Annotated in this window: 27 protein-coding genes; all 27 read left to right on the top strand. The window is 67.4% G+C overall.

Features of this window, described 5'->3' with window-relative positions; all coding sequences use genetic code 11:
- Positions 1 to 40: 40 nt before the first annotated feature.
- The 27 genes from Ani05nite_RS38050 to rplO all read left to right on the top strand — a co-directional run bounded on the left by Ani05nite_RS38050 (position 41) and on the right by rplO (position 15,652).
- Positions 41 to 355, top strand: coding sequence for a hypothetical protein (locus Ani05nite_RS38050; RefSeq protein ID WP_203776622.1), 315 nt, complete (start codon positions 41 to 43; stop codon positions 353 to 355).
- Between the two features lie 90 nt (positions 356 to 445).
- The gene (locus Ani05nite_RS38045) at positions 446 to 937 is read left to right on the top strand and encodes a hypothetical protein (RefSeq protein ID WP_307836744.1); all 492 of its coding nucleotides are present in this window, start codon (positions 446 to 448) and stop codon (positions 935 to 937) included.
- A gap of 399 nt (positions 938 to 1,336) precedes the next feature.
- On the top strand, positions 1,337 to 1,711 hold the full coding sequence (rpsL, locus tag Ani05nite_RS38040; protein ID WP_014440718.1) for a 30S ribosomal protein S12: 375 nt from the start codon (positions 1,337 to 1,339) through the stop codon (positions 1,709 to 1,711).
- Position 1,712: 1 nt separating this feature from the next.
- On the top strand, positions 1,713 to 2,183 hold the full coding sequence (rpsG, locus tag Ani05nite_RS38035; RefSeq protein WP_106130645.1) for a 30S ribosomal protein S7: 471 nt from the start codon (positions 1,713 to 1,715) through the stop codon (positions 2,181 to 2,183).
- A gap of 90 nt (positions 2,184 to 2,273) precedes the next feature.
- Positions 2,274 to 4,370, top strand: a complete 2,097-nt coding sequence (gene fusA, locus Ani05nite_RS38030) for an elongation factor G (protein ID WP_203776599.1) — start codon at positions 2,274 to 2,276, stop codon at positions 4,368 to 4,370.
- Between the two features lie 127 nt (positions 4,371 to 4,497).
- Positions 4,498 to 5,691 carry an elongation factor Tu gene (gene tuf, locus Ani05nite_RS38025; RefSeq protein ID WP_203776598.1) on the top strand — a complete coding sequence of 398 codons (1,194 nt, stop codon included), beginning with the start codon at positions 4,498 to 4,500 and terminating at the stop codon, positions 5,689 to 5,691.
- 365 nt (positions 5,692 to 6,056) lie between these two features.
- Entirely contained in the window at positions 6,057 to 6,365 is a 309-nt protein-coding gene (gene rpsJ / locus Ani05nite_RS38020; protein ID WP_097322778.1) for a 30S ribosomal protein S10, read from the top strand.
- Positions 6,366 to 6,376: 11 nt separating this feature from the next.
- Complete coding sequence (gene rplC, locus Ani05nite_RS38015; protein WP_203776597.1) at positions 6,377 to 7,030, top strand: 50S ribosomal protein L3; 654 nt, start codon at positions 6,377 to 6,379, stop codon at positions 7,028 to 7,030.
- Positions 7,027 to 7,677, top strand: coding sequence for a 50S ribosomal protein L4 (gene rplD / locus Ani05nite_RS38010; RefSeq protein WP_203776596.1), 651 nt, complete (start codon positions 7,027 to 7,029; stop codon positions 7,675 to 7,677). The genes rplC and rplD overlap by 4 nt, the downstream gene beginning before the upstream one ends.
- Positions 7,674 to 7,976 (top strand): 50S ribosomal protein L23, encoded by a 303-nt coding sequence (gene rplW, locus Ani05nite_RS38005; protein ID WP_203776595.1) that lies wholly within the window; start codon positions 7,674 to 7,676, stop codon positions 7,974 to 7,976. Before rplD ends, rplW begins: the two co-directional genes overlap by 4 nt.
- 13 nt (positions 7,977 to 7,989) lie before the next feature.
- Positions 7,990 to 8,829 carry a 50S ribosomal protein L2 gene (rplB, locus tag Ani05nite_RS38000; protein WP_023358174.1) on the top strand — a complete coding sequence of 280 codons (840 nt, stop codon included), beginning with the start codon at positions 7,990 to 7,992 and terminating at the stop codon, positions 8,827 to 8,829.
- Between the two features lie 13 nt (positions 8,830 to 8,842).
- Entirely contained in the window at positions 8,843 to 9,124 is a 282-nt protein-coding gene (gene rpsS, locus Ani05nite_RS37995; protein ID WP_020513590.1) for a 30S ribosomal protein S19, read from the top strand.
- Positions 9,125 to 9,155: 31 nt separating this feature from the next.
- Complete coding sequence (gene rplV, locus Ani05nite_RS37990; RefSeq protein WP_203776594.1) at positions 9,156 to 9,629, top strand: 50S ribosomal protein L22; 474 nt, start codon at positions 9,156 to 9,158, stop codon at positions 9,627 to 9,629.
- Positions 9,629 to 10,480, top strand: a complete 852-nt coding sequence (rpsC, locus tag Ani05nite_RS37985) for a 30S ribosomal protein S3 (RefSeq protein ID WP_203776593.1) — start codon at positions 9,629 to 9,631, stop codon at positions 10,478 to 10,480. The genes rplV and rpsC overlap by 1 nt, the downstream gene beginning before the upstream one ends.
- Positions 10,481 to 10,483: 3 nt before the next feature.
- A complete protein-coding gene (gene rplP / locus Ani05nite_RS37980) occupies positions 10,484 to 10,909 on the top strand; it encodes a 50S ribosomal protein L16 (protein WP_203776592.1) in 426 nt (141 codons plus the stop codon).
- A complete protein-coding gene (gene rpmC, locus Ani05nite_RS37975) occupies positions 10,909 to 11,145 on the top strand; it encodes a 50S ribosomal protein L29 (protein WP_203776590.1) in 237 nt (78 codons plus the stop codon). The genes rplP and rpmC overlap by 1 nt, the downstream gene beginning before the upstream one ends.
- On the top strand, positions 11,142 to 11,417 hold the full coding sequence (gene rpsQ, locus Ani05nite_RS37970) for a 30S ribosomal protein S17 (RefSeq protein ID WP_203776588.1): 276 nt from the start codon (positions 11,142 to 11,144) through the stop codon (positions 11,415 to 11,417). Before rpmC ends, rpsQ begins: the two co-directional genes overlap by 4 nt.
- Positions 11,418 to 11,521: 104 nt before the next feature.
- Positions 11,522 to 11,890, top strand: coding sequence for a 50S ribosomal protein L14 (gene rplN / locus Ani05nite_RS37965; protein WP_023358185.1), 369 nt, complete (start codon positions 11,522 to 11,524; stop codon positions 11,888 to 11,890).
- Entirely contained in the window at positions 11,887 to 12,207 is a 321-nt protein-coding gene (gene rplX / locus Ani05nite_RS37960) for a 50S ribosomal protein L24 (protein ID WP_203776620.1), read from the top strand. Before rplN ends, rplX begins: the two co-directional genes overlap by 4 nt.
- Positions 12,207 to 12,776 carry a 50S ribosomal protein L5 gene (gene rplE, locus Ani05nite_RS37955; RefSeq protein WP_125811506.1) on the top strand — a complete coding sequence of 190 codons (570 nt, stop codon included), beginning with the start codon at positions 12,207 to 12,209 and terminating at the stop codon, positions 12,774 to 12,776. The genes rplX and rplE overlap by 1 nt, the downstream gene beginning before the upstream one ends.
- A gap of 2 nt (positions 12,777 to 12,778) precedes the next feature.
- Positions 12,779 to 12,964: a type Z 30S ribosomal protein S14 gene (locus tag Ani05nite_RS37950; protein WP_014440734.1), complete on the top strand. Its 186-nt coding sequence runs from the start codon at positions 12,779 to 12,781 to the stop codon at positions 12,962 to 12,964.
- Between the two features lie 71 nt (positions 12,965 to 13,035).
- Entirely contained in the window at positions 13,036 to 13,443 is a 408-nt protein-coding gene (rpsH, locus tag Ani05nite_RS37945; protein ID WP_203776587.1) for a 30S ribosomal protein S8, read from the top strand.
- 13 nt (positions 13,444 to 13,456) lie between these two features.
- Complete coding sequence (rplF, locus tag Ani05nite_RS37940) at positions 13,457 to 13,999, top strand: 50S ribosomal protein L6 (RefSeq protein WP_203776586.1); 543 nt, start codon at positions 13,457 to 13,459, stop codon at positions 13,997 to 13,999.
- The gene (gene rplR / locus Ani05nite_RS37935) at positions 13,996 to 14,391 is read left to right on the top strand and encodes a 50S ribosomal protein L18 (RefSeq protein ID WP_438846001.1); all 396 of its coding nucleotides are present in this window, start codon (positions 13,996 to 13,998) and stop codon (positions 14,389 to 14,391) included. The genes rplF and rplR overlap by 4 nt, the downstream gene beginning before the upstream one ends.
- Positions 14,392 to 14,403: 12 nt before the next feature.
- Complete coding sequence (rpsE, locus tag Ani05nite_RS37930; protein ID WP_203776585.1) at positions 14,404 to 15,027, top strand: 30S ribosomal protein S5; 624 nt, start codon at positions 14,404 to 14,406, stop codon at positions 15,025 to 15,027.
- A complete protein-coding gene (rpmD, locus tag Ani05nite_RS37925) occupies positions 15,027 to 15,209 on the top strand; it encodes a 50S ribosomal protein L30 (RefSeq protein ID WP_203776584.1) in 183 nt (60 codons plus the stop codon). Before rpsE ends, rpmD begins: the two co-directional genes overlap by 1 nt.
- Entirely contained in the window at positions 15,209 to 15,652 is a 444-nt protein-coding gene (rplO, locus tag Ani05nite_RS37920; protein WP_203776583.1) for a 50S ribosomal protein L15, read from the top strand. Before rpmD ends, rplO begins: the two co-directional genes overlap by 1 nt.
- Positions 15,653 to 15,794 lie beyond the last annotated feature (142 nt).

Genomic DNA, 15,794 nt, shown 5'->3' with positions numbered 1-15,794 from the left:
GGTGACATTCCCCGCGACGACCGTGCCCACCCGCCACCCGATGGATCCGGAACCGGCGCCGTCGACCAAGGCCCGGGCCGTCTTCGCGCTGGGGCTGGCCGCGTTCCTGACCGGCGCGCTGGTCGGCGGCGTGATTCCCGCCACCGTGGCGTTGCTGCTGGCCCGCCAGGTCCGCCGGCAGGCCTACGACGCCGGCGGCTACCTGCTCGGCGCCGCGTGGGTGCGCCGCGGGGAGCGGCTGGCCTGGGCCGGGATCGTGCTGGCGCTGACCGCGCTGGTGGTGGCCTCCATCGCCGGGCTGCTGCACCTGGCCGGCACGACCGGGGGCCAGGACTTCAGCTCCAACACCGATTGAGGCCCGTCAGCGGGCCCCAGGGCTGCGCCGCACCACGTTCGGGTGACATGCTCGAAGATCCAGGGGTACGTGGGGGAGAGGGACGGTCCGGTGACGCAGCATCCAGGTTCGTGGCCGCCGGCCGGACAGCCGGTGACGATGGCCGGCCCGGCGCCGGTGCTGCCGCCCAGGCCCAACGAGGCGTGGACCCCGGAACGCGTGGAGCCCGTGCCCGGCACGGAGTTCGCCCTGGTCCAGCTGCGGGTCGCGCCGATCACCTCCGGCCTGGCCACCGGCTCGCTGATCGCCGGCATCGCGGCGATCCTGGTCTCCACCCTGGTGCTCTGCTTCGGCCTGATCGGCCTGTCCGACGGCTGGGGAGCGGTCGTGGCGGGCGCGTTCGCGCTGCTGGGCGTGCTGATCGGTGGCGGCGCGGCGGGGGTCGGGCTGGCCGCCCGGCGTCAGATCAGGCGCTCCGGCCAGGACGGCAGGGTGCGCTTCGTCGGCCGGGGCGTAACGACCGCGGGCATCTGCTGCGGGTTCGCGGGCCTGGGAATCTCGGCGCTGACGCTGCTGTTGATCCTCGTGTTGCAGTTCTCCTGAGACGCTGTGACCCGGATACGACACCGAGGCGTCGTTGCCGCGGGGCACCCGGTACACTTGCTAGTTGGAGATGTCCATCAGGGGAAGCAGTCGGACGAACATCCTCGTTTTGACCTGTGTCCCTGTGGTGGGTACTCTTTCCCCTCGTGCCCAGGCTCGCCTGGGCAACTCGTGCGTGCGCCCGAGTCTGTAGTAACCGACGGGGCAGTGGCACGACAGGGTTTTCAGCCCTGACAAAGACAGAACACCCGACGCGTGTGCAAGCGCGCGGCGGGACCGTGAGCCGGACGACACGCCCGACCGCGGGTGCCGGGGATCCAAACGGGATCTCTCGGTGCACAAGGCAGAACGAAGACGGTGCGGCCGCTGAAGGGCGGCCGAAGGGAGCGGAGAAACCCGGTGCCCACGATCCAGCAGCTGGTCCGAAAGGGCCGCCAGGCGAAGACGAGCAAGACCAAGACGCCGGCGCTGAAGGGAAGCCCTCAGCGGCGCGGCGTGTGCACGCGCGTGTACACCACTACCCCCAAGAAGCCGAACTCTGCGCTGCGCAAGGTCGCTCGTGTGAAGCTCAGCAGCCAGATCGAGGTGACGGCGTACATCCCGGGCGTCGGCCACAACCTGCAGGAGCACTCGATCGTGCTCGTGCGTGGCGGTCGAGTGAAGGACCTTCCGGGCGTCCGCTACAAGATCGTCCGCGGTTCGCTGGACACCCAGGGTGTCCGTAACCGCAAGCAGGCCCGCAGCCGTTACGGCGCGAAGAAGGAGAAGAGCTGACATGCCGCGTAAGGGCCCCGCTCCGCGCCACCCGGTGGTTCCGGACCCGGTTTACAACTCGCCGCTGGTCACCCAGCTGGTGAACAAGATCCTGGTCGGGGGCAAGCGTCAGCTCGCCGAGCGCATCGTCTACGGCGCCCTCGAGGGCTGCCGTGAGAAGAGCGGCACCGACCCCGTGGTGACCCTCAAGCGCGCCATGGACAACGTCAAGCCGACCCTCGAGGTCCGCAGCCGCCGCGTCGGTGGCGCGACCTACCAGGTGCCGGTCGAGGTGCGGACCCCGCGCCAGACCACCCTCGGTCTGCGCTGGCTGGTCCAGTACTCCAAGGCCCGCCGCGAGAAGACCATGATCGAGCGCCTGCAGAACGAGCTGCTCGACGCCAGCAACGGCCTCGGCGCTGCGGTGAAGCGGCGCGAGGACACCCACAAGATGGCGGAGTCCAACAAGGCCTTCGCGCACTACCGCTGGTAAGACCCGCTGCCGGCCCGGTTCCCGCCGGGCCTTCGCAGTTCAGTCGTACCGGTTCTGCAGAGACGACGACGAAGAAGAGTAGGGATTGAAGTGGCTGCCGCAGACGCGCTCGCCAAGGTTCGCAACATCGGCATCATGGCGCACATCGACGCTGGTAAGACCACGACGACCGAGCGGATCCTGTTCTACACCGGTATCACGTACAAGATCGGTGAAGTCCACGAGGGCGCGGCCGTCATGGACTGGATGGAACAGGAACAGGAACGCGGTATCACCATCACCTCCGCCGCCACGAAGTGCGAGTGGAAGGGCTACACGATTCAGATCATCGACACGCCCGGCCACGTCGACTTCACGGTCGAGGTCGAGCGGTCGCTGCGCGTGCTCGACGGTGCCGTCGCGGTCTACGACGGCGTGGCCGGCGTGGAGCCCCAGACGGAGAACGTCTGGCGGCAGGCGGACAAGTACCACGTTCCGCGCATGTGCTTCGTCAACAAGCTCGACCGGACCGGCGCCGACTTCTTCCGCTGCGTGCAGATGATGATCGACCGGCTCAACGCCACCCCGCTCGTCCTGCAGATCCCGATCGGGCTCGAGGGCGACCACATCGGCGTCGTCGACCTGATCAACATGAAGGCGCTCACCTGGCGCGGGGAGACCCAGAAGGGTGAGGACTACGCGATCGAGGAGATCCCGGCCGACCTGGTCGACTCCGCGAACGAGTGGCGCGAGAAGCTCATCGAGACGCTCGCCGACGTGGACGACGCCGTCATGGAGAAGTACCTCGAGGGCGAAGAGGTCTCCATCGACGAGATGAAGGCCGCCATCCGGCGCGCCACCATCGCCAGCAAGGCGAACCCGGTGCTGTGTGGTTCGGCGTTCAAGAACAAGGGCGTTCAGCCCATGCTCGACGCCGTGGTCGACTACCTGCCCTCGCCGCTGGACGTCCCGGCCATCGACGGCACGGCGACCGACGGCGAGACGCCGATCGTCCGCAAGCCGTCGAACGACGAGCCGTTCTCCGGCCTCGCGTTCAAGATCCAGACGGACAAGCACCTCGGCAAGCTGACGTACGTCCGGGTCTACTCCGGCACGCTCGAGTCCGGTTCCCAGGTGGTCAACTCCACCAAGGACCGCAAGGAGCGGATCGGCAAGATCTACCAGATGCACGCCAACAAGCGTGAAGAGCGTCCGACGGCGTGGGCCGGCGACATCATCGCCGTCCAGGGTCTCAAGCAGACCACCACCGGCGACACGCTCAGCGACCCGGCGAACCCGGTCATCCTCGAGTCGATGACCTTCCCGGAGCCGGTCATCCAGGTCGCCATCGAGCCGAAGACCAAGTCGGACCAGGAGAAGCTGGGCGTCGCGATCCAGCGCCTGGCCGAGGAGGACCCGACCTTCCGCGTCTTCAACGACGAGGAGACCGGCCAGACGGTCATCGCCGGCATGGGCGAGCTCCACCTGGACATCCTGGTGGACCGCATGCGCCGCGAGTTCAACGTCGAGGCGAACATCGGTAAGCCGCAGGTGGCGTACCGCGAGACGATCCGCGGCAAGGTGGAGAAGCTCACGTACGTGCACAAGAAGCAGACCGGTGGCTCGGGCCAGTACGCCAAGGTTGTCGTCACGGTCGAGCCGCTGGAGCTCGCCGCGGACGGCCCCACGTACGAGTTCGTCAACGCGGTCTCCGGTGGTCGCATCCCGAAGGAGTACATCCCTTCGGTGGACGCGGGCGCGCAGGACTCCCTGCAGTACGGCGTCCTCGCCGGCTACCCGATGGTCGGCGTCAAGCTGACCCTGGTGGACGGCCAGTTCCACGAGGTCGACTCGTCGGAGATGGCGTTCAAGATCGCCGGCTCGATCGTGATGAAGGAGGCGGCCCGCAAGGCCGACCCCGCGCTGCTCGAGCCGATGATGGCCGTTGAGGTCACCACCCCTGAGGACAACATGGGTGACGTCATCGGTGACCTCAACTCCCGCCGTGGCATCATCCAGTCGATGGAGGAGCGCTCCGGCGCTCGGGTCATCAAGTCGCTGGTGCCGCTCTCGGAGATGTTCGGCTACGTCGGCGACCTGCGGTCGAAGACTCAGGGCCGGGCCAGCTACAGCATGCAGTTCGACTCCTACGCCGAGGTTCCTCAGAGCGTCGCGAAGGAGATCATCGCCAAGGCCACGGGCGCGTAAGCTCCCAGCCTGATGAGGCACGTGCGGTCCGTCGAGGACCGCACGTGCACGAGCAGTCGACAGAGTCCCTATCGCCTTATCGGGCGTGCCGGGCGAAAGTAAAGACACAGTCCACAGGAGGACACCAGTGGCGAAGGCGAAGTTCGAGCGGACTAAGCCGCACGTCAACATCGGCACCATTGGTCACATCGACCACGGTAAGACGACGCTGACTGCGGCCATCACGAAGGTCCTGCACGACGAGTACCCGGACCTCAACCCCTACACGCCGTTCGACGAGATCGACAAGGCGCCGGAGGAGAAGGCCCGCGGCATCACGATCTCGATCGCGCACGTCGAGTACCAGACCGCGTCGCGGCACTACGCGCACGTGGACTGCCCCGGCCACGCCGACTACATCAAGAACATGATCACCGGTGCCGCCCAGATGGACGGCGCGATCCTGGTGGTCGCCGCGACCGACGGCCCGATGCCGCAGACCAAGGAGCACGTGCTCCTGGCCCGCCAGGTCGGCGTTCCGTACATCGTCGTCGCCCTGAACAAGAGCGACATGGTCGAGGACGAGGAGCTCCTGGAGCTCGTCGAGCTCGAGGTCCGCGAGCTGCTGAGCACCTACGAGTTCCCGGGCGACGACCTTCCGGTCGTGCGCGTCTCGGCGCTCAAGGCGCTCGAGGGCGACGCGGAGTGGACCGGCAAGCTCATGGAGCTGATGAACGCGGTCGACACCGCGATCCCGCAGCCCGAGCGTGACACCGACAAGCCGTTCCTCATGCCGATCGAGGACGTCTTCACGATCACCGGTCGCGGTACGGTCGTCACCGGCCGGGCCGAGCGCGGCATCCTCAAGCCGAACGAGGAGGTCGAGATCGTGGGTATCCGCGAGAAGTCGACCAAGACCGTTTGCACCGGCATCGAGATGTTCCGCAAGCTGCTCGACGAGGCCCGCGCGGGCGAGAACGTCGGCCTCCTGCTGCGCGGTATCAAGCGCGAGGACGTCGAGCGCGGCATGGTCGTCGTGAAGCCGGGCTCGAGCACTCCGCACACGGAGTTCGAGGGCCAGGTCTACATCCTCTCGAAGGAGGAGGGCGGCCGGCACACGCCGTTCTTCCAGAACTACCGCCCGCAGTTCTACTTCCGCACCACGGACGTCACCGGCGTCGTCACGCTGCCCGAGGGCACCGAGATGGTCATGCCGGGCGACTCCACCTCGATGTCGGTCAAGCTGATCCAGCCGATCGCCATGGAGCAGGGCCTGAAGTTCGCGATCCGTGAGGGTGGCCGCACCGTCGGCGCCGGAACGGTCACGAAGATCAACGTCTGAGTGAGGGACCCCTCACTGGTGACCCCGATTAGCATTGCCGCGATCGATACGGCATACTAGTCAGGTTGCGTCCGCGCAGGGTGGTTGGCTGCTCTCGCTCTTGAGAGAGGGCGGTCAGCCACCCTCGCCGGGTGTCCGGCGTGTTTTGACTGGCCGCCGGCATCCCCGATCCCGACGGATCAAGGATTTCCTCCGGGGAATCCTTGTGGGCAAGATCGCTCCAGTTGCCTGGGGCGGAGCTTGATTCCAGAGCGCGACACGCCCGACCGCGGGGGTCGGACATCGCAGGACCAACGGTCCTGCGGGCATGCGAGGGCCACAGCTTTCGCACGTAGCGGCATCGAGAGAAGGAAACAGAAGCCACCATGGCGGGACAGAAGATCCGCATCCGGCTCAAGGCCTATGACCACGAGGTCGTTGACTCGTCGGCACGCAAGATCGTCGAGACGGTCACGCGCACCGGAGCTTCGGTCGCGGGCCCGGTGCCGCTGCCCACGGAGATCAACCGTTTCTGCGTCATCCGTTCGCCGCACAAGTACAAGGACTCGCGCGAGCACTTCGAGATGCGCACGCACAAGCGTCTGATCGACATCATCGACCCGACTCCGAAGACGGTCGACTCGCTGATGCGCCTCGACCTGCCGGCTGGCGTCGACATCGAGATCAAGCTGTAGGGATCCGGACAATGGACAGGCAAGTGAAGGGCATCCTGGGCGCCAAGCTCGGCATGACCCAGGTCTGGGACAACAACAAGGTCGTCCCGGTAACCGTGGTGCAGGCCGGCCCGTGCGTCGTGACCCAGGTCCGCACCGCCGAGACTGACGGCTACACCGCGGTCCAGCTGGCGTACGGCGCCATCGACCCGCGCAAGGTCAACAAGCCGGAGGGCGGCCACTACGCCAAGGCGGGTGTGTCGCCGCGGCGCCACATCGTGGAGCTGCGCACCACCGACGCGAGCGAGTACGAGCTCGGCCAAGAGGTCACCGTTGAGGCGTTCGCGGCGGGTACGCCGATCGACGTCACCGGAAAGACCAAGGGCAAGGGCTACGCCGGCGTCATGAAGCGGCACGGCTTCCACGGCCTCAAGTCGAGCCACGGTGTCGAGCGCAAGCACCGCTCGCCCGGCTCGATCGGCGCCTGCGCGACGCCCGGCCGCGTCTTCCGGGGCACCCGGATGGCCGGCCGCATGGGCAACAAGCGCTTCACCGTGCAGAACCTGACGGTGCAGGCGGTCGACCTCGAGAACAACCTGCTGCTGGTCAAGGGCGCCGTGCCCGGTCCCAAGGGCGCGCTGATCCTGGTCCGTACGGCGGCGAAGAAGAAGGGTGGTGCCAAGTGAGCTCGGTTGACGTCATCAACGCCGAGGGCACGAAGGCCGGCTCGGTGGAGCTGCCCGACGACATCTTCGACGTGCAGGCCAACATCCCGCTGATGCACCAGGTCGTCGTGGCCCAGCTCGCCGCCGCCCGTCAGGGCACGGCCAAGGCCAAGACGCGCGGCGAGGTCGCCGGCGGCGGCAAGAAGCCGTACAAGCAGAAGGGCACCGGCCGCGCCCGTCAGGGCTCGATCCGCGCGCCCCAGTTCACCGGCGGTGGCGTCGTGCACGGCCCCGTGCCGCGCGACTACACCCAGCGGACCCCCAAGAAGATGAAGGCCGCCGCACTGCGGGGCGCCCTCTCCGACCGGGCCCGCGACGGCCGCGTCCACGTGATCGAGGCGTTCGTCTCCGGCGAGAAGCCGTCGACCAAGGCCGCTGTCGCGACGCTGCGCAAGGCGACCGAGTCCCGCAAGGTGCTGGTCGTGCTCAGCAGCTACGACGAGCTGAACTGGATCTCGCTGCGCAACGAGCCGACCGTGCACCTCATCGAGGCCGGCCAGCTCAACACCTACGACGTGCTGGTTGCCGACGAGGTCGTCTTCACCAAGGAAGCTCTCGACGAGTTCCTGGGCGTTCCCGCTGAGGCCGCCGAGGAGGGGGACAAGTGAGCACGATCGCCGACCCGCGCGACATCATCGTCGCGCCCGTGGTCTCCGAGAAGAGCTACAGCGTTCTCGACCAGAACTGGTACACGTTCCTGGTCCACCCGGACGCGAACAAGACCGAGATCAAGATCGCGATCCAGCAGATCTTCGACGTCCGCGTGCTGACGGTGAACACCATTAACCGCCAGGGCAAGCGCAAGCGCACCAGGACGGGCTTCGGTCAGCGCAAGGCGACCAAGCGTGCCCTCGTGAAGCTGGCTGACGGTGACCGTATCGAGGCCTTCGGCGGCCCGGTCAGCTAAGGGGTTGTAAATCATGGCTATCCGTAAGTACAAGCCGACCACGCCGGGCCGTCGCGGCTCCAGCGTCGCCGACTTCGCCGAGATCACCCGGTCGACGCCGGAGAAGTCTCTGCTGGCCCCGCTGCCCAAGAAGGGTGGTCGCAACGTCCACGGCCGCATCACCACGCGGCACCAGGGCGGCGGCCACAAGCGGCAGTACCGGCTGATCGACTTCCGGCGCAACGACAAGGACGGCGTGCCGGCCAAGGTCGCTCACATCGAGTACGACCCCAACCGCACGTCCCGCATCGCACTGCTGCACTACGCCGACGGCGAGAAGCGCTACATCCTCGCGCCGAAGGACCTCAAGCAGGGTGACCGCGTCGAGTCGGGCGTGGGCGCTGACATCAAGCCGGGCAACAACCTGCCCCTGCGCAACATCCCGGTCGGTACGACGGTCCACGGTGTGGAGCTCCGTCCCGGCGGTGGCGCCAAGCTGGCCCGTTCGGCCGGCGTGGGCATCCAGCTGCTCGGCCGTGAGGGCGTGTACGCCACGCTGCGTATGCCCTCCGGTGAGATCCGTCGCGTCGACATCCGCTGCCGCGCGACTGTCGGCGAGATCGGCAACGCCGAGCAGTCGAACATCAACTGGGGCAAGGCCGGCCGCATGCGATGGAAGGGCAAGCGCCCGACCGTCCGTGGTGTCGCCATGAACCCGGTCGACCACCCGCACGGTGGTGGTGAGGGTAAGACCTCAGGTGGTCGCCACCCGGTCAACCCCGCCGGCAAGCCGGAGGGCCGTACCCGCCGCAAGGGCCAGGAGAGCGACCGCATGATCGTTCGTCGCCGCTACGCCACCCGCAAGCGCGGGTAACGGGAGTTAAAAGATGCCTCGCAGCCTGAAGAAGGGCCCGTTCGTCGACGACCACCTGCTCAAGAAGGTGGAAGTCCAGAACGAGAAGAACTCGAAGAACGTCATCAAGACCTGGTCGCGGCGCTCGACGATCATTCCCGACATGCTCGGGCACACGATCGCGGTGCACGACGGGCGCAAGCACGTCCCGGTGTTCATCACCGAGGCCATGGTCGGTCACAAGCTCGGCGAGTTCGCTCTGACCCGCACGTTCAAGGGTCACGAGAAGGACGACCGCAAGAGCCGTCGTCGCTAATCAGTCCACGGATCAGAAAGGGGTTACAGCGATGCCAGTCAAGAGCGATGCTCCGGCACTCCCGGGCGCTCGGGCAGTTGCGCGCCACGTGCGCATCTCGCCGAACAAGGCGCGCCGTGTGATCAACCTCGTCCGCGGTCTGCCCGCGAAGGAGGCTCTCACGGTCCTGCAGTTCGCGCCGCAGGCTGCGAGTGAGCAGGTCTACAAGGTGCTCGCGAGCGCGATTGCGAACGCGGAGAACAACGAACGGCTCGACCCGGACGCGCTCCTGGTCAGCGAGGCTTTCGTGGACGAGGGTCCGACGCTCAAGCGGTTCCGGCCGCGGGCGCAGGGCCGGGCGTACCGGATCCGCAAGCGCACCTGCCACATCACCGTGGCGGTCGAGGCGGTTCAGGTGACCACGCCGGCCCGCAAGGCCACGGCCAAGAAGGCCGCGCCGGCGAAGAAGGCTGCTCCGGCGGCCCAGTCGGCCGAGTCTCAGACCAGCACGGAAGGCGCCGAGTAATGGGTCAGAAAGTTCACCCCACCGGGTTCCGCCTCGGCATCTCCACCGACTGGAAGAGCCGCTGGTTCGCCGACAAGCTCTACAAGGACTACATCGGCGAGGACGTCAAGATCCGCCGCATGATGTCCAAGGGCCTCGAGCGCGCCGGCATCTCCAAGGTGGACATCGAGCGCACCCGGGACCGGGTCCGCGTGGACATCCACACCGCCCGGCCGGGCATCGTCATCGGCCGTAAGGGTGCGGAGGCCGACCGGATCCGCGGCGAGCTCGAGAAGCTCACCGGCAAGCAGGTCCAGCTGAACATCCTCGAGGTCAAGAGCCCCGAGTCGGACGCGCAGCTGGTGGCGCAGGGCGTCGCCGAGCAGCTGTCCAGCCGGGTCAGCTTCCGCCGGGCGATGCGCAAGGCGATGCAGTCCGCGATGAAGAACCCGATCTGCAAGGGCATCCGGGTGCAGGTCTCCGGCCGCCTCGGTGGCGCGGAGATGAGCCGCACGGAGTTCTACCGTGAGGGTCGCGTGCCGCTGCACACGCTGCGGGCCAACATCGAGTACGGCTTCTTCGAGGCCCGTACGACCTTCGGCCGCATCGGCGTGAAGGTCTGGATCTACAAGGGCGACGCCGTACCGGGTCGCGAGGTCGCCCCCGAGGCGCCCGCGCGTCCGCGCCGGGACCGCGCCGAGCGCCCCGACCGTCCGCGTCGCGGCCGTTCCGGTTCGTCCGGCACGACCGCGGGCGGCACCGAGGCCGGCCGCGCCGCCCAGGCCGCGGCTGCGACCCCCGCTCCGGCGGAGGCCGCTCCCACGACCGACACCGCCGCTGCTCCGGCTGCGGCCGAGAAGCAGGAGGGCTGACACATGCTGATGCCGCGTAAGCCCCCGAAGGGCTTCCGCAAGCCGCACCACCCGGACCGCCACGGCGCGTCCAAGGGCGGCAACCGGGTGGTCTTCGGTGAGTTCGGTATCCAGGCCCTGGAGCCGGCATACGTGACCAACCGGCAGATCGAGTCAGCTCGTATCGCCATGACCCGCCACATCAAGCGTGGCGGCAAGGTGTGGATCTCGATCTTCCCGGACCAGGCACTGACCAAGAAGCCCGCCGAGACCCGCATGGGTTCCGGTAAGGGCTCCCCGGAGTGGTGGGTGGCGAACGTCAAGCCGGGACGCATTCTCTTCGAGATGTCGTTCCCGAACGAGACGATCGCGCGTGAGGCGATGCGTCGCGCGATCCACAAGCTTCCGATGAAGTGCCGCATCGTGACGCGCGAATTGGGTGAAAGCTGATGGCAGCCGGCGTTAAGGCTTCCGAGCTGCGGGAGCTCTCCGAAGAGGAACTGGTCTCGCGGCTGCGGGAGTCCAAGGCGGAGCTCTTCAATCTCCGCGTGCAGGGTGCGACCGGTCAGCTCGACAACCACCGTCGGCTGCAGGTCGTCCGCAAGGACATCGCGAAGATCTACACGATCATGCGTGAGCGTGAGCTGGGGCTCTCGGCCGCGCCGACTGAGGTGACTACAGCATGAGCGAGAACGCAGCTGCTGCGCCGCGGACCCAGCGCAAGACGCGCGAGGGCCTCGTGGTCAGCGACAAGATGGACAAGACCGTCATCGTCGAGGTCGAGGACCGCGTCAAGCACGCGCTGTACGGCAAGGTCCTGCGCCGCACCCGCAAGCTTCAGGCTCACGACGAGCAGAACGCGTGCGGCGTCGGTGACCGGGTCTCCCTCATGGAGACCCGCCCGCTGTCGCGTACCAAGCGGTGGCGTGTCGTGGAGATCCTCGAAAAGGCCAAGTGAGTTTGCTGGGCCGGCCGGTTCGTCCGGCCGGCCCAGCGGACCATCGTTCCGCCAAGCTCTGGTACGTCCCCGTGCCGGAGAACTGGCAGACATAGGAGACAGACGTGATCCAGCAGGAGTCGCGACTGCGCGTCGCCGACAACACGGGTGCCAGGGAAATCCTGTGCATCCGCGTTCTGGGCGGCTCCGGTCGCCGTTACGCGAGCATCGGTGACGTCATCGTGGCCACGGTCAAGGACGCCATTCCGGGTGCCGGTGTGAAGAAGGGTGACGTCGTCAAGGCCGTCATCGTCCGCACCGCCAAGGAGCGGCGCCGTCCCGACGGCTCGTACATCCGCTTCGACGAGAACGCCGCCGTCATCATCAAGGACGGTGGCGACCCCCGCGGTACCCGCATCTTCGGCCCGGTCGGCCGCGAGCTGCGCGACAAGCGGTTCATGAAGATCATCAGCCTGGCGCCGGAGGTGCTCTGACCGTGAAGATCAAGAAGGGCGACACGGTCGTCGTCATCGCCGGCAAGGACAAGGGCGCCAAGGGTAAGGTCATCGCGGCCTTCCCGCGGCAGGACAAGGTCCTGGTCGAGGGCGTCAACCGTATGAAGAAGCACGAGAAGATCCGCACGACGCAGCGCGGTTCCAAGACCGGCGGCATCGTCACGCAGGAAGCCCCGATCCACATCTCGAACGTGCAGATCGTGGATTCCGAGGGCAAGCCGACTCGCATCGGCTTCCGGCGGGACGACAACGGCCAGAAGGTCCGTATCGCGCGTAGCACCGGTAAGGACCTGTGATGACTGCCGCCACCGAGCCCAAGACGCTGCCCCGGCTGAAGCAGAAGTACCGCAGCGAGGTCATTCCTGCGCTTCAGGAGCAGTACAAGTACGGCAACCCCATGCAGCTCCCCGGCCTGGTCAAGGTCGTCGTGAACATGGGTGTTGGCGAGGCCGCCCGGGACGCCAAGCTGATCGACGGCGCCGTGCGGGACCTGACCACCATCACGGGTCAGAAGCCGCTGGTGCGGCGGGCGACCAAGTCCATCGCGCAGTTCAAGCTGCGTGAGGGCATGCCGATCGGCGCGAAGGTCACCCTGCGCAACGACCGGATGTGGGAGTTCCTGGACCGGCTGCTGTCCATCGCGCTGCCGCGTATCCGCGACTTCCGCGGGCTGGACGGGCGCAAGCTCGACGGCCACGGCAACTACACGTTCGGTCTGACCGAGCAGTCGGTGTTCCACGAGATCGACCAGGACCGGATCGATCGCACCCGGGGCATGGACATCACGGTGGTCACCACCGCCACGACCGACGAGGAGGGCCGGCAGCTGCTCAAGCTCCTGGGCTTCCCGTTCAAGGAGAACTGAGCATGGCTAAGAAGGCGCTGATCATCAAGGCGGCCGCGAAGCCGAAGTTCGCCGTCCGGGCCTACACCCGCTGCCAGAAGTGCGGACGTCCGCACTCGGTCTACCGCAAGTTCGGCCTGTGCCGGGTCTGCGTGCGGGACATGGCTCACCGTGGTGAGCTCCCCGGCGTCTCGAAGGCCTCCTGGTAACCCTTGCAATACCGCTTCGCCGTAGGCCCGGACTTCCTGGGAACCCCGGCGAGAAAGGTTGACGAATACCCATGACGATGACGGACCCGATCGCAGACATGCTCACGCGTCTGCGTAACGCCAACCAGGCGTACCACGACAAGGTGACCATGCCCTTCTCGAAGATCAAGGCGAGTATCGCCGAGGTCCTCAAGGCCGAGGGCTACATCGCTTCCTGGTCGGCCGAGGAGCCCGCGGAAGGCGAAGTCGGCAAGCGCCTGGTCGTAGAGCTCAAGTACGGCCAGAACCGCGAGCGCAGCCTCGCCGGCATCAAGCGCGTGTCCAAGCCCGGCCTCCGGGTGTACGCCAAGTCCGACGAGCTCCCGCGCGTGCTCGGTGGCCTGGGCGTCGCGATCGTTTCGACGTCCCAGGGGCTGCTGACCGACCGGCAGGCCCGCAAGCGGAGCGTTGGCGGGGAAATCCTCGCCTTCGTTTGGTAACGGAGACTTAGACATGTCGCGAATCGGACGTAAGTCGATCCCGGTCCCGGCCGGCGTCGACGTCACCATCACGGGCCAGACCGTCAAGGTCAAGGGCCCCAAGGGCGAGCTGTCGCACACCGTGGCCGAGCCGATCACCGTCGAGAAGGCGGAGAACGGCGAGCTCGCCGTCAACCGCCCCAACGACGAGCGTCGGGCCAAGGAGCTGCACGGCCTCTCGCGTACCCTGGTCGCCAACATGATCGTCGGCGTCACCGAGGGCTACAAGAAGACGCTGGAGATCAACGGCACCGGTTACCGCGTGACCGCCAAGGGCAAGGACCTCGAGTTCGCCCTGGGCTTCTCGCACCCGGTCAACGTGGTCCCGCCGGCCGGCATCACCTTCTCGGTGGAGCGGCCGACGCAGTTCACCGTGGCCGGCATCGACAAGCAGCTCGTCGGCGAGGTCGCTGCGAACATCCGGAAGATCCGCCCGCCGGAGCCGTACAAGGGCAAGGGCGTCAAGTACCAGGGCGAGGTCATCCGCCGCAAGGCTGGAAAGGCAGGTAAGAAGTGACCGCCACGCTGCTCAAGCGCCGCAATGGCGGCGGTGCGTCGTACAAGCGCGCCGTCGGAAAGGCGCGTCGGCACTTCCGGGTCCGCAAGAACGTTCGCGGCACCGCCGAGCGTCCCCGTCTGGTCGTCACCCGGTCCACGCGGAACATCACCGCGCAGATCGTCGACGACCTCAAGGGCCACACGCTCGCGTCGGCCTCCACGCTCGACGCCACCCTGCGTGGCACTGAGGGTGACAAGAGTGCCCTGGCCACCAAGGTCGGCACTCTCCTCGCCGAGCGGGCCAAGGCCGCAGGCGTATCCAAGGTCGTCTTCGACCGCGGTGGCAACCGGTACGCGGGGCGGATCGCCGCGCTTGCCGATGCTGCCCGCGAAGCCGGACTCGAGTTCTAGGAAGGAATACCAATGCCTGGTCAACAGCGCCGTGGCGGCGGCTCCGGCTCCGGCGGTAACAACGAGGGTGGACGCCGCGACAACCGTCGTGAGGGCGGCCGCAACGCGCCCGTGGAAAAGACCCCGCACCTCGAGCGGGTCGTAGCGATCAACCGTGTCGCCAAGGTCGTCAAGGGTGGTCGTCGCTTCAGCTTCACCGCCCTGGTGATCGTGGGCGACGGCGACGGAACCGTCGGCATCGGCTACGGAAAGGCCAAGGAGGTGCCCGCGGCGATCGCCAAGGGCGTCGAGGAGGCCAAGAAGCACTTCTTCAAGGTGCCGCGCATCGCCGCGACGATCCCCCACCCGATCCTGGGTGAGGCCGCCGCCGGTGTCGTGCTCCTCAAGCCGGCTTCCGCCGGTACCGGCGTCATCGCCGGTGGCCCGGTGCGCGCCGTCCTGGAGTGCGCCGGCATCCACGACGTGCTCAGCAAGAGCCTCGGCTCGTCCAACCCGATCAACATCGTGCACGCGACGGTGGCGGCCCTCAAGGGCCTGGAGTCCCCGGAGGCCGTCGCGGCCCGCCGTGGCCTCCCGGTCGAGGACGTCGCGCCCGCGGCCATGCTGGCGGCGCGTGCGGAAGCGGCGGTGCACTGATGGCACGCTTGAAGGTCACCCAGCTCCGGTCCGGCATCGGCCGTAAGCAGAACCAGCGGGACTCCCTGCGGTCGCTCGGGCTGAAGCGGATCAACGATGTGGTGGTCAAGGAGGACCGCCCCGAGATTCGGGGCATGATCTTCGCCGTGAGCCACCTCGTCAGTGTCGAGGAGGTCGAATAATGGCGATCAAGGTTCACCACCTGCGCCCGGCGCCCGGCGCCAAGACCGCGAAGACCCGGGTGGGTCGCGGTGAGGGCTCCAAGGGCAAGACCGCCGGTCGTGGCACCAAGGGCACGAAGGCGCGCTACCAGGTTCCGGCCCGGTTCGAGGGTGGGCAGATGCCCATCCACATGCGCCTGCCCAAGATGAAGGGCTTCAAGAACAAGAACAAGGTCGTCTTCCAGGTCGTGAACCTGGACCGGCTCGCCGAGCTGTTCCCGAACGGCGGCGAGATCGGCCCGCTCGAGCTCGCCGACGCCGGCGCGGTCCGCCGCGGCCAGCTGGTGAAGGTTCTCGGCTCGGGCGAGTTGGGCGGCGTGTCGCTGCAGGTTTCGGCGCACGCGTTCAGCGAGTCGGCCAAGGAGAAGATCGCCGCGGCTGGTGGTTCCGCCACCGAGCTGTGAGGATTTCCGGGGATGCTGGCCCGGGCATCGCGAGATGCTCGGGCGGCATCCCCGTTGTGGCGTCTGACCTGGCGTTTCGCCGGGCCGGGCGCCGCCGCTCGACCGGTCGTCCGATTGCCCTTCGTCCCAGGGTGATGCACAT

The organism is Actinoplanes nipponensis (assembly GCF_016862275.1).
Lineage (GTDB): Bacteria > Actinomycetota > Actinomycetes > Mycobacteriales > Micromonosporaceae > Actinoplanes > Actinoplanes nipponensis.
This window is presented reverse-complemented; position numbering and strand designations above follow the sequence as displayed.

Bases quoted from the DNA above. Each gene is read 5' to 3' on its own strand.
- rpmD (WP_203776584.1), top strand. From the start codon at position 15,027: ATGGCACGCTTGAAGGTCACCCAGCTCCGGTCCGGCATCGGCCGTAAG.
- rpsH (WP_203776587.1), top strand. From the start codon at position 13,036: ATGACGATGACGGACCCGATCGCAGACATGCTCACGCGTCTGCGTAAC.
- rplB (WP_023358174.1), top strand. From the start codon at position 7,990: ATGGCTATCCGTAAGTACAAGCCGACCACGCCGGGCCGTCGCGGCTCC.
- Ani05nite_RS37950 (WP_014440734.1), top strand. From the start codon at position 12,779: ATGGCTAAGAAGGCGCTGATCATCAAGGCGGCCGCGAAGCCGAAGTTC.
- rpsE (WP_203776585.1), top strand. From the start codon at position 14,404: ATGCCTGGTCAACAGCGCCGTGGCGGCGGCTCCGGCTCCGGCGGTAAC.
- rplE (WP_125811506.1), top strand. From the start codon at position 12,207: ATGACTGCCGCCACCGAGCCCAAGACGCTGCCCCGGCTGAAGCAGAAG.
- rplC (WP_203776597.1), top strand. From the start codon at position 6,377: ATGGACAGGCAAGTGAAGGGCATCCTGGGCGCCAAGCTCGGCATGACC.
- rplO (WP_203776583.1), top strand. From the start codon at position 15,209: ATGGCGATCAAGGTTCACCACCTGCGCCCGGCGCCCGGCGCCAAGACC.
- rpsJ (WP_097322778.1), top strand. From the start codon at position 6,057: ATGGCGGGACAGAAGATCCGCATCCGGCTCAAGGCCTATGACCACGAG.
- rpsG (WP_106130645.1), top strand. From the start codon at position 1,713: ATGCCGCGTAAGGGCCCCGCTCCGCGCCACCCGGTGGTTCCGGACCCG.
- rpmC (WP_203776590.1), top strand. From the start codon at position 10,909: ATGGCAGCCGGCGTTAAGGCTTCCGAGCTGCGGGAGCTCTCCGAAGAG.
- rpsQ (WP_203776588.1), top strand. From the start codon at position 11,142: ATGAGCGAGAACGCAGCTGCTGCGCCGCGGACCCAGCGCAAGACGCGC.
- Ani05nite_RS38050 (WP_203776622.1), top strand. From the start codon at position 41: ATGGATCCGGAACCGGCGCCGTCGACCAAGGCCCGGGCCGTCTTCGCG.
- rplF (WP_203776586.1), top strand. From the start codon at position 13,457: ATGTCGCGAATCGGACGTAAGTCGATCCCGGTCCCGGCCGGCGTCGAC.
- rplP (WP_203776592.1), top strand. From the start codon at position 10,484: ATGCTGATGCCGCGTAAGCCCCCGAAGGGCTTCCGCAAGCCGCACCAC.
- rpsC (WP_203776593.1), top strand. From the start codon at position 9,629: ATGGGTCAGAAAGTTCACCCCACCGGGTTCCGCCTCGGCATCTCCACC.
- rplV (WP_203776594.1), top strand. From the start codon at position 9,156: ATGCCAGTCAAGAGCGATGCTCCGGCACTCCCGGGCGCTCGGGCAGTT.
- rpsS (WP_020513590.1), top strand. From the start codon at position 8,843: ATGCCTCGCAGCCTGAAGAAGGGCCCGTTCGTCGACGACCACCTGCTC.